The sequence below is a fragment of the Megamonas funiformis genome, from assembly GCF_010669225.1.
GTDB lineage: Bacteria > Bacillota > Negativicutes > Selenomonadales > Selenomonadaceae > Megamonas > Megamonas funiformis.
The window spans coordinates 2,097,962-2,110,793 of the sequence record NZ_CP048627.1 but is presented as its reverse complement, the minus strand read 5'-3'; the positions used below and the strand labels follow the sequence as shown (position 1 = coordinate 2,110,793).

Annotated in this window: 8 protein-coding genes; all 8 read left to right on the top strand. The window is 30.9% G+C overall.

All coding sequences use genetic code 11. The annotated features are described in order from the left end of the window. The first annotated feature begins 71 nt into the window (after nucleotides 1–71). The 8 genes from GXM21_RS10625 (at nucleotide 72) to GXM21_RS10590 (ending at nucleotide 12,801) form a co-directional block, all read left to right on the top strand. Nucleotides 72–1,511, top strand: a complete 1,440-nt coding sequence (locus GXM21_RS10625; protein ID WP_008539735.1) for a phosphodiester glycosidase family protein — start codon at nucleotides 72–74, stop codon at nucleotides 1,509–1,511. A gap of 103 nt (nucleotides 1,512–1,614) precedes the next feature. Further along, nucleotides 1,615–1,917, top strand: a complete 303-nt coding sequence (locus GXM21_RS10620) for a biotin/lipoyl-containing protein (RefSeq protein WP_008539736.1) — start codon at nucleotides 1,615–1,617, stop codon at nucleotides 1,915–1,917. A 28-nt stretch (nucleotides 1,918–1,945) separates the two neighbouring features. Next, on the top strand, nucleotides 1,946–4,039 hold the full coding sequence (locus GXM21_RS10615) for a SpoIVB peptidase S55 domain-containing protein (RefSeq protein ID WP_008539738.1): 2,094 nt from the start codon (nucleotides 1,946–1,948) through the stop codon (nucleotides 4,037–4,039). Between the two features lie 143 nt (nucleotides 4,040–4,182). Next, nucleotides 4,183–4,953 (top strand): MlaE family ABC transporter permease, encoded by a 771-nt coding sequence (locus tag GXM21_RS10610; RefSeq protein WP_008539740.1) that lies wholly within the window; start codon nucleotides 4,183–4,185, stop codon nucleotides 4,951–4,953. A gap of 9 nt (nucleotides 4,954–4,962) precedes the next feature. Further along, entirely contained in the window at nucleotides 4,963–5,700 is a 738-nt protein-coding gene (locus GXM21_RS10605) for an ABC transporter ATP-binding protein (RefSeq protein WP_008539741.1), read from the top strand. 4 nt (nucleotides 5,701–5,704) lie between these two features. Beyond that, on the top strand, nucleotides 5,705–6,985 hold the full coding sequence (locus GXM21_RS10600; RefSeq protein ID WP_008539742.1) for an MlaD family protein: 1,281 nt from the start codon (nucleotides 5,705–5,707) through the stop codon (nucleotides 6,983–6,985). Nucleotides 6,986–7,002: 17 nt separating this feature from the next. Continuing rightward, the gene (locus GXM21_RS10595; protein ID WP_008539743.1) at nucleotides 7,003–8,334 is read left to right on the top strand and encodes a TolC family protein; all 1,332 of its coding nucleotides are present in this window, start codon (nucleotides 7,003–7,005) and stop codon (nucleotides 8,332–8,334) included. 147 nt (nucleotides 8,335–8,481) lie between these two features. Continuing rightward, a complete protein-coding gene (locus tag GXM21_RS10590; RefSeq protein WP_008539744.1) occupies nucleotides 8,482–12,801 on the top strand; it encodes a translocation/assembly module TamB domain-containing protein in 4,320 nt (1,439 codons plus the stop codon). The last annotated feature ends 31 nt before the right edge of the window (nucleotides 12,802–12,832 follow it).

Sequence of the window (12,832 nt, the reverse complement as noted above, 5' to 3'; positions counted from 1 at the left end):
TTAGCAGTCTTTTTTTCTTAGTAAAATAAATTTAATTGATAAAATATATGAGATACAAAAGGAATAAAAAGATGAATTTAAAAAAAATATTTATATTTATGATGGTGGGAATATGTTTATTCCAATTACCTGTCGCAAATGCAAAGAATAATTCAGCCAAGAATATACAAACTAAAATAACTACAGAAAAAATAGAAAAATCTATGATAAATTCTATTCGTTTTAGTAAAGCATCAGATAAAGTTAGAGTTGTTTTTGATATAAATGCTGATACAAAATATGATGTAAAACAACAGCCAAATGGCGATATAATGGTAGATTTTTCTGAACCTATAAATAAACAATATTTAAGTGGTATCAATGTAAATGATGATACAGTTCCGTTTTTAGAAGTATATAGTGATGATAAAACAAGTTGTGTTGTTATAAAAGTAACAGATAATAGCGCATTTGATATGGGAGAATTAAATAATCCTCGAAGATTGTATATAGATGTGCAAAAAGATTATGAGTATAGCATTACTAAAAAATTAGAGCCAGGATTAACACAAATTTCTTATTACAGCAAAAAATCAGGTGTAAAACAACATGCTCAGTTAGTAGAAGTTAGTCCTAAATATTTTAAATTTGTACCTGTTTTAGGTGGCGGAGATAAGATGGCAAAAAATACAGTTTCTGCTATGTCTGATTATGTAAATGCGGCAGTAGCTGAAAATGCTTCTTATTTTGGTTCTGGTAAGGATTTATATGGTGTAACTAAAATTGCAGGAGATTTAGTTTCTTCTATGTATTTGACACGCACTGGATTTGGTGTATTAGCAGATGGAACACCTTATATTGGTGATGTAAGTTATAGTGGTATTGTGCAAAGTAAAAATGGAGATGTATACGTTTCTGGTTTAAACGGCACAAGAACAAGTGATAGTGTAATGTTATATAATCAATATTATGGAAAATCCACAGGTACAGATAATAGTGGTATTGAATATGTAGTAAAAGATAATAAAATTGTAAAAATAAATAGTGGCAATAGCCTTTTAAGACCTGGTGAAATTGTTGTATCTGCAACAGGTAATGGGAAAAATATATTATCAGGTTTAAATGTAGGCGATGATTTAGTAGTAAATCAGATTTTAAATACTCCATGGGATAGCGCTACAGATATTTTAGGCGCAGGTCCTCGTTTAGTGAAAAATGGTCAAGTTGATATAACTTCATCTATAGAACAGATTGGTCCAGATGTTACAGGGGCTAGAGCGCCTAGAACAGCAGTGGGCATCTTAAAAAATGGAAATGTATTATTTGCAGTTTTAGATGGTAGACAAGCTCATAGTAAAGGTATGATGCTTGATGAGTTTGCTAGATTTTTAATTGGTATGGAAGTTGTTGATGCTGTTAATTTTGATGGTGGCGGTTCATCTGAATTAGTTATCGGTGGAAAAATAGTAAATTCTCCATCAGATGGAATGGAAAGACCTGTAGCAACAGCACTTACAGCTGTACGCCGTTAGCTTGTTAAGAATACAAGGATATGGTATTATCAAATTAGAATAATTTTATTTTAAAACGAATTTAATGGGAAAAATAAAAGATTTATTAAAGGAAGTGATTGAGATGAAAAGAAAATATTTAATCTTATCGACGATTATAGCTTTAATATTGTTGACTACAGTAGGATTGGCTATGGGAAATAAACAAGTAGAACAAAAAGCAGTAATTGCAGGGACAGTAAGTTCAACAGTGGCAGAAGGTACTACTGTGAAAATGGGAGATTCTCTAGTGGAAATATCTACACTTACAGGTACTTCAGCAGCTGCTAGAGCAACTGTTAATGGTGTAGTAAAACAAGTTTTAGTAAAAGTTGGTGATAATATAACACCAAATCAAGTAGTAGTATATGTTGAACAGCTAGAATAATAAGAGAAAGAGAATTGGTGTAGTATTAATGATAAAATATTTAGTAACGATATGTTTAATGTTGTTATTGTATACAAATTCTGCATTAGCTATGCCTCCAATAATGACAACGTCAGAATTAAAACCAGGGATGCAAGGTTATGCAGAAACTGTAGTTCAAGGAGCACAGCAGGTTAGTTTCAATGTAGAAATAATAGGTGTAGTCAATAATGGAAAAGGCTCATCAAAACAGATATTAGCGCGTGCATATGGACCGATTATTGATGAAACAAATGGCGTTATTCATGGCATGAGTGGTAGTCCTGTATACGTTGATGGCAAATTAATTGGTGCAGTTGCTAGAGCTGTCGGTCAAGATGTATTACCATATAAATTTTATATAACACCTATTGAAGAAATGTTAAAGATTTGGACTTTGCCAGACTCTTTAGCTGTGATAAATAAATCTAATATAGAAAAAGTAAAAATACCTTCACTAGAAGAATATGAAAAAAATCAAGATAATTACGATGAAAATATTGATAAAGAAGTAGAAAAATATAAATCAAAACATCTAGCGACACCAGAAGGGCAAGAAGCTGTAAAAGGTAAGGCACAAAAACGCTTAGAAGAAATATTAAGTGGTCTTGATATAGAAACGCAAGAAGATAAAACAGATGTTGATGCTGACATTGTGCAGACAGATAAAATCATAAAAGATTTAGAAGATAATTCTAAAACAGATGTTAATGCTGATAAATTAGAAGAACATATATCTTTGACTGATTTTATTTTGAAAAGCTTAGAAAAACAAAATAAAGCTCAAGCAAGTAGTTTTAATAATACTTCGATGATGCCGATTTATGTTTCAGGCTTTAATGATAATGCCTTAAATTTCTTAGCTAATAATTTAAAATATAAAAATATGACACCGTATAATACAGGGGAATTTATCAGCGCTCCTATAGGAAATAAAGATAGTGATATCAAGCAAAATGCAACGTTGAAAGCTGGCGATCCTGTAGGCGTAGTTATGGCTTATGGTGATTTTTCTGCTGGGGGAACAGGTACAGTAACAGCTGTTGAAGGCAATAAAATATTGGGATTTGGTCATGCAATGACTTACAAGGGAAATGTAAATTATTTTATGACTGAAGCTGATATTATAGGCTCAGCAGGTGGTATCTTAAATGGCGTGAAGGTAAGTTCTTTTGGGAAGATCATCGGTAGAGTTAATCAAGACCGTTTCAGTGGTGTAGGTGGAATTTTAAATGAATATCCATCTTCTATTCCTGTAAGGGTTAAAGTAAAAGATAGAAATTTAGGCAAAGAAGAAACCTTTGTATCCAAAATTGCATATGATGAAGATATTTTGCCAACTTTAGCATCAAGTATTGTATATGCTTCCATGGATAGAACGGCAGATAGAGCAAGTTATGGTACATCAAAAATAAAATTTACCATAATGACAGATGAAGTTCCTGAAGGAAAATTTGAGCGAGAAAATATGTTTTATGATCCTAAAGATGTCGGTCAATTTACTGTGGGAGAATTGACACAAGCATTATATTTCTTATGCACAAATATGGATAAACCTTCTAATATCTTAGATGTAAAAGTAGATGTAGATTTTACTTCTAGTAGAAAAACAGCTTCTATTGTCAGCGCTATTCCAGATAAAGAGGAAGCTAAACCAGGCGAATTAGTTAATTTTAATGTGACATTAAAACCATATCGTCGAGAAAATGTAACAGTAACTATACCATACACCATTCCTAAAACTCAAAAAGAAGGTCAAATGTTTTTAGAAGTAAAAGGTGGTGGCTTTGTACAATTAGGACAAGTTTTACAAAGTGGATTAGTTGTAACACCGCAAGATATAGCTCAATTATCTACAGTTGACCGTTTGAATGAAATAAAAAATTTGAATAAAAATAATGAGATAGTTATTTCACCAACAATTGATGTAGAAAGCGAAAAAGATCAAGATAAAGCGATAAAAGAAGCTATAAAATTATCTGAAGAAATTGGTAAAATGAGTAAAAAAGAACGAGAAGAGTTCAATAAAAATCGTGAAAGTAAAATATCTACAGATTATGTAATCGATAATTTTATCCAAACGAGTATAAATATTAAAAAATGATTAAAAGCTTAAAAAAAAGTAAATAACTATTTACTATTTTTAAATTCATTGCTAAAATCGAATAGTGAGAAAATATCCGTGAGTCTTTCTCACGGATATTTTTTTCGATAAAGTTAATAGCTATAAAGTTGAGGATTTATAAAATGATAATAAGATTTTTTGAAAAAATAGGGAGATTTGTTATTGGTCATTTAGAAACTTTAGGGCAATTTACTATTTTAATAGGCAATACGATTGCACAATTAAGATATCCTCCGAGAATGCGACATGTTTTTCAGCAAATGTCACATTTAGGTGTAGATACATTGCCGATCATAACGCTTACGATGCTATTTACGGGTATGGTAATAACATTGCAGACTGCTACAGAATTTATTCGTTTAGGGGCACAATCTACAGTAGGTGGTATAGTAACTATTGCTGTAGGACGTGAACTTGGGCCAGTTTTAGCAGGTGTTGTAACAGCCGGTAGAGTTGGTGCAGCTATAACAGCTGAAATCAGTACAATGAAGGTAACGGAACAAATTGATGCTTTAAAAGTTATGGCTACTAATCCAATTGGTTATTTAGTAGTACCTCGATTGATAGCTTGTATGTTTATGTTGCCTATTTTAGTAGTTTTTGGCGATGCCATTGGCTCTATTGGTGGTTGGATGGTAGCAGAATATTATGATATTAATATTTATATGTATTTACATTCAATAGATACTTTTGTAGATGTTCATGATATAACAGGTGGTTTATTAAAATCCATTGTATTTGGTGCAATTATCGCTATTGTAGGTTGTTATTATGGTTTAAATGCTCAAAATGGTGCAGAAGGTGTAGGTAAAGCAACGACTCGTTCTGTCGTAATTTCAATTATTGTTATATTCTTTAGTAATTGTTTATTATCTATGTTGCTTTATCGTTGAGGTGGTATAATGATAAAAGTAGTCAACATATATAAATCTTTTAAAGATAGATTGATTTTAAACAATATTAATTTTGAAGTTAATAAAGGTGAAACCTTAGTTATAATTGGCGGTAGCGGTTCAGGTAAATCGACTTTATTGAAATTATTAATAGGGCTGTTACGACCTGAGCAAGGACAGATTTTCATTGATGGCAAAGAAATATCAAAATTAAAAGAAGAAGAACTAGATAAAGTACGTTTAAATATGGGAATGGTTTTCCAATATTCTGCGTTATTTGATTCAATGAGTGTAGGCGATAATGTAGGCTTTGGTTTACAAGAGCATAGCAAATTATCTGCCAAGGAAATCAAAGAAATTGTAGAAGAAAAATTAAATTTAGTAGGTTTATCTGGTTTTGCAAATTACATGCCGAATGAATTATCTGGTGGTATGAAAAAACGTGTTAGTTTAGCTAGGGCAATTGCTTTTGAACCGAAAATTTTATTGTATGACGAGCCAAGTTCGGGTTTAGACCCTGTAACTTCTGCTAAGATTGATGAGCTTATTGTACAGATGCAAAAATTATTAGGTGTTACTTCTATAGTGGTAACACATGATATGAAAAGTGCTTTTTATATTGCAGATAGAATTGCTATGTTGTATCAAGGTGAGATGATAGCAATTGGCACTCCAGATGAAATAAGAAATTCCACAGATAGTAGAGTTTTAGAATTTATAAATGTTAGCCAAATAAGAAAGAGGTGAAAAAATGTCCAATGAAGCAAAAGTAGGGATTTTTACGACAATCGGCTTAGCCTTATTAATTGGTATTATAGTTTATTTAAGTGGCTTTAGTTTTGGCAAAGAAAAAGACTATACTTTTGATATCACTTTTAATCAAGTTACAGGATTAAAGATAGGTGCTGGTGTTAGTTATGCCGGTATTGATGCTGGGCGAGTATCAGCGATTGAAGCTTATAAAGATAAGGCAAGAGTTACTGTTGTCATAAAAGGTAATATGCAGATTGCAAAAGACTCATTATTTACCATTAGTAGTGATGGTTTAATGGGTGAAAAATTTATCAGTATCATGCCACCACAACATCCATCTGGTGAGTATCTAGTAGGTGGAGAAGAAGTACATGGTGTTGATGAAAAAGGATTAGATTATTTATTGGTTCAAGCTAGTGTGACTTTAGATGATGTAAGAGGTTTGATAAAAAGTATGAATGACATTTTAGGTAATCAAGATGTACAGAAATCTTTAATTCAAACAGCAGTAAATCTTAAAGATTTAACTGGAAATATGAATCAATTAATGCAAGTGATGTCCACATTAGCAGTTAATAATCAGCAAGACATTGATAATATGATTAAAAATTTATCTGCAATGACAGCTAGTATGGCTAAGGCGGCAGATGAGATTGAAATCATGATAAATGATTTTGCTGGTGATGGCGAAACTGCTAATAATATGAAAATTGCTATTGCTAATTTATCAGCAACTAGTGAAAGTGTAAAAAAAATGGCAACTAATATGGAAACTGTAGTTGCAGACCCACAGACAGCACAAAGCTTGAAAAACATAATCAGCAACGCAGATAATATATCACAGCGTGCAGATAATATGATGAGTAAAGTGTCTTCTATTGAAGTTAAGCCAGGTGTAGAAGCATTGTACAGTGGTGGGCAATCTGAATGGATGGTAAATGCTGATGTAAAAGTTTATACAGATCCAAATTCTTTTTTGCTAATAGGTGCCGATGATATTGGCGGTGATGATAGTGGTACTAATCTACAGATAGGAACAGGTAATGGCATTTTTACAGGTAGAGGTGGATTAGTTGATGATAAAGTCGGCGTAGGTGTTGACTTAAAAGCAGGAGAAAAAGGAAAAATTTCTGTAGATGCATATGATCCTAATGATTTAAGAGTTAAATTAAAAGGTCAATATGAAGTGGCGCAAGACACATATTTAATAGGTCAGATAAAAGATATTAATGATTCAGATGAAAGAGCCGCTTATGTAGGCTTAAGACATGAATTTTAATTTGGGAGGATTTAAAAATGAATAAAAAGTCTTTAAATAAAACAATAACAGCTGTGTTATTAAGTGGCTCATTATTTTTAGGTGGTAGTAATTTAGCTTTTGCACAAGATACTGTAGATTTAACTTTAGATAATACAGTAGAATTAGCATTAGAAAATAATAGAACTATAAAACAGTCTGTATATGATACAGATTCAGCTCGTTGGGCATTGAGTGAAGCAAAAGGTAAAAAAGGTTTTTCTATCAATTGGCAAACAGTAGCAGCTGCTGCTAGTGGTGAAACATATGATTTACAAAATAGAGATTCTACTTATCAAAACGTGGTAGAAGCTTCTATTCCATTATATACAGGCGGACAATTAGAAAATAATATTAAAAGTAAAGAAATCGGTGTAGATATCAGCGATTTGACTTTGGAAAATACAAAACAACAGATTAAATATGATACAACAAAAGGTTATTATAATATTTTACAGTGTCGTAATTTAGTAGGTGTAAATCAGGAAACTGTAGATCAATTGCAAGCACATTTAGATACAGTTAATGCTAAATATGCTGCAGGTACAGTAGCTAAATCTGATGTATTGCGCTCTCAAGTAGAATTAGCAGATGCTAAACAAAATCTTGTAAATGCAGAAAATAATTATGATTTATCTATTTCTTCTTTGAATAATTTAATTGGTTTACCTATAGATACTAAAATTAATATTCAAGATGAATTAAAATATACAAAATATGATTTAAGCTTAGCTGAATGTATGGATTTAGCGATGACAAATCGTCCAGATGGTGTTGCAGCAGCCAAATCTATTGAACAAGCTAAAGCCAGTGTAAAAGCAGCTCAAGCTGGTAATCTACCACAACTTTCTGCTTATGCAAGTTATACTATTGATGGCGATGATGCTTTTAATAATGATGCAGCAGAAAAATCAGAAGTTGGTGTTAAAGCTAGTTGGAACCTTTTTGATAACAATGTAACTAAAGCACAGGTAAGACAAGCAGAAGCAGCTTTAGCTAAAGCTCAAGAAAATGCTCAATATGTAAATGAAGGCATTCAATTAGAAGTACATCAGGCATATTTGAATTTACTTTCTGCTGAAAAAAATATTCAAACAACAAGTGTAGCAGTAAATCAAGCAAGTGAAGATTATACTATTGCACAAGTTCGTTATACTGCAGGTGTAGGTACTAATATCGATGTTATGGATGCAGCAGTTGCTTTGACTACAGCAAAAACAAATTATGTACAAGCTCTTTATGATTACAATGTAAGTAAAGCTCAGTTAGATAAAGCAATGGGTCTTCCTGTTGATTTAGATGTTCAAGCAGTAGCAGCAAAAACATATTAAGATATTTTCTCTATAATAAATTCATGCTATACTAAAAACAGAATAAACTATTTAAACGGGAACTAAAATAGTTCCCGTTTCTTAGTATAGAGATTATTTAACTATTTAATATAGAGGTGAGTTAGATTTAATATAGAGGTGAGTTAGATGCAAAAAAAGTCTAAAATTATTGTAGGAGCTAGTGTATTTATAATATTTTGTATAAGTTTAATGACTTTTTTATGGATAAACTCTCAATCTTTCAAACAAGAAACGGCTAATTTAATATCTAAACAAGTAGAAAATATCTTAGGTACGAAAATAAATATAAATTCGTTATATATTGTATCTACAAATTCAGCAGCTATAGATGATGTAGAAATTTATGATAAAGAAAATGAATTAATAGCAAAAGCGGATAAGGTAGTATTTACTATAGATTTTTGGCAGATTTTGAGACAATCTCCATTGGCAGGATTAAGTGAAGTAGATGTCATCAATCCTGAGGTTAATATTATTCAGCGCAGTGATGGTTCATGGAACGTAGAAGATTTAATAGATAAAGATTCAGATACACCTGTTGATTTCAAAGGAATTGTAAAAGTCGAAAATGGACAATCTAAATTGCGCTTTGAAGGAAAGCAATTATCCATAGATAAAATTAATTTAGAAGCAGATTGCACAGATTTAACAGCTATAAATCTTGATGGTAGTTTAAATCATGAAGATGCTTTAGTAGAATTTGATGGTGTTGTAGGTGAAGTAATCAAAACTAACTTAGAAATAAAAGCGCAAGATTTAGATATTTTGAAATACTTGCCATTTATACCAGAAGAGTATTTAGCTAATGTTAATATAAAACAAGGTTTTATAAATAAGGCAAATATAACAATTAGTGGTAATTTAGAAAATCAATATACTTTAGATGGTTCTGTTAGTTTTGTAGATGGTGCATGTGAAGTCTTAGGTCAAAATGTAGAAGATATACGAGGTATTATTTTATTAAATAATAAAAATATACAATTATTTGTAAGTGGAAGTGCTCAAGGACAAAAAGTAGCTGTTCATGGAAATATTGAAGACTATATGACTGAACCGCGTTTGCGTTTAATTGCAGAAAGTAAAAGTTTTAGACCTGAATTATTTATTGAAGGTATACCATTTAATGGCGAAGTTTCGTTTGTAAGTGCTATTTATGGTACTTTAGATGATATACGTATTGGTGCTCAAGTTAATTCTAAATTAGGATATATATATGATTATCCTATAGAAGATATAAATATTCAGGCTAGATATAGAGATAATAAAGTATTCATTGATGATTTTAGAGTAGATTTTGCCAATGGTTGGATTTGGGCATCTGGTCAATGTGATTTAGCTGATTTATCATATAAAGGGTCATTTAGAGCATCTAATATAGATATATCTGTTTTTAATAATTATTTACCACAAGTAATTACAGGCAATGCTATTATTCGTGGCGATTTTAAAGGTCAAGGTGTAGAATTTGAAAACTTAGATCTCAGTGGTCGACTAGAGGTAAATAATGGAAGTTATGATAATATACCAGTAGAAAAACTAGAAGCCTCTTTTTATAAAGAAAAAGATTTACTTCAAATTGATGCTTTAACGGCTAGTTTTGCTAATGGAGGAAAATTGGCAGCTAAAGGTGGTCTGCAAAATGATAATATAAATGCAGATTTTTATGCTTCAAATGTAGATATGTCTTTAGTTAAAAATTATTTACCAGATATGGATATTTCTGGAGATGCTAATTTTAGTGGTAGATTGTCTGGTCATTTAGATAATCCTGTATTGCGAATTGATTTAATGGCAAAAGATGGCTCGATATTAAATCAACCATTTGATTCATTATTAGTAAATGCGGTGGGTAATTTAGATGGTATGCGTGTAGATAGATGTCAGTTTATCAATGATGGTGAAATTACGCATGAAGCCACTGGATTATTAGGTTTTAAAGGCAAACAATTTATTGATATGGTAGTGCAGACAAAACAAGCACGCGTAGAAAATTTGATGCAAGTTGTTATGCCAGAATTTAAAATAACAGGAAATGTAGATAATAGTATACATCTAACAGGTAATTTACAAGATATAAAAGCTACAGGTAATGTACATTTTTATGAAGGTAGTTTATATGGTATATTAATTACGCAAGTAGATGGGACATATGAATATAATGATGGTGATATAGTCTTAAAAGATTTTGTAATAACATCACCATTTATTAAAGCCACTTTGTCTGGTAGTTTAGATAAAAATAAAGAAATGAATTTTAAATTTAAAGCAGATGAAATCTTAATTGATAAATTACAAGTAGATTTACCATATCCTGTATCAGGAAAAGCAAGCTTTGATGGTGTTTTAACTGGTAAAGTGGGTGCTTTAAATTTTGATGGTATTTTGCAGGCAGACGATATTGTCTTAAATGGTGAAAATATAGATGATATTTATGGTCATTTAAAATTAGCTAATAGAATTTTAAGTTTAGAGCAATTTAAATTTAAACAAAATAATGGTGAATTTGATTTCAATGGAGCAGTAAATTTAAATACTAAACAAGTTGAAGGAAAAGCGATTATTGTTCAAGCTGATATCAATGCAGCAATGTCCATGGCTAATTTAAAAAATAATTTATTAAATGGTCGTTTTGATGGTATAGCACAATTAAATGGTACTTATGAAAATCCACATGTTGATTTGAATGGTACGATGATAGATGGCACGTTAAAAGATTATCCATTACAAAATATTCAAATTGATGCTGAATTGGATAATAAAGTCGTGAAAATAGATAAATTCTATGCTGAACAAGGTGCAGGTAAAGTGGCAGCTCAAGGCAGTATAGACTTAAAAAATGGTCCTATAGATGCACGAATATCAGCTAGTAATATGGATGTAAATCTATTAACTCATTTATGTGATATGAATATAAATATAAATGGTGTTATGAATGGTGATATTCAAGTTGGCGGTACAATTGATGAGCCGACAGCAGATATTTCTATTTATATGCAAGGTGATGGCACTCAGTTTGATAATGCTTATGCATTAGCAAATTTAAAAAATGGTGTAATCTATATAAATCAAATGGCTGCGAATAAAGGTCAATGTACAATAAAAGCAGAAGGTAGTATACCGATAGCAGCTTTAGAAATGGATAAAAGAAATGAGCAAAATATAAATCAACAGATGAACTTAAAGGTTTATTTGGAAAATACAGATTTGAATATATTGCCATCTTTAACACCATTTGTTGAATGGTCTATGGGTAATGTTCAAGGTGATTTAAATATTACAGGAACAGTACAAAAACCTAATTTTAAAGGAAATATATCTACAGTAGATAGTGCTATTAAATTTAAATATATAGATAGTCCATTAGAAAATATAAATGTAGATATAGATTTTGACCAAGATTTAATGACCGTTAAGCGTTTCACAGGTAAAATGGGAGAAGGAGATTATAATTTAGTAGGAACGGCACATCTCACAAGTCAAGGTATTACAGGTTATAGCTTTAATCTTGATTTAAATAATTTAGATATTGTGTCAGATTATTATACAGGTCATTTAGTGGGCAATTTACAATTAATTGAAGAAGAATTTCATGGTAGAAGATTGCCCAAATTGATAACTAATCTTGACTTTAATAATATCGAAGTTTCTATGCCACCGCTTCCAGAAACAACGGATACACCGCTTCCTGAAATGTTATTAGATATAAATGTTACCTTAGGTGATAATGTACATGCTTATGATGCCTTATTATATGATTTGTATATAAAAGGTGCTTTTAACATAAAAGGAACAACTATTCATCCAAAATCTTCAGGTAGTTTAACTGTTGATAAAGGAACAATTAATGTTTTGAAAAATATCTTTAAGATTGAAGTAGGTAATATAGTATTTAATCAAGTAGATTCGTTCTTCCCAAGTATAGATTTTCTAGCTGTGACTAGACTTGATAGAACAAAAATATTTGCAAGCCTACAAGGTCCTTTAGATAAGCAATTAGAACCGAGATTGTTTTCTGAACCAGCAATGAATGATGCAGAAATAATAAAATTATTGGCATTTAGAACAGATTATAAAGAAGGCAGTTCTGGAGAAATAACAGAAGATGATTTACTATCCTTAGCATCTGTGGGATTACAGATGAGTTTCTTAAATGAAATTGAGGGTACATTAAGAAATGTATTGAATTTGGATGAATTTAGAATTTCTCGAGATAGCTTATCTGATAGTGCTAAAAAACGCTTTGATACAGATGATGGCGATGTGTATAGTGTTCAAATTGGAAAATATTTGTCAGATAAGGTTATGCTTCGTTATACAAAAGGCATAAATTATGATTTAAATAGGGTGGGCTTACAATATTATATGAATAATAATGTAGGTATTATCACAGAAGTAGAAGATGATGGTGTATATAATATAAAATTAGAAATGCAGTGGAAATTTTAATTTATTTTTAAGATGAATTTGTTATGATACT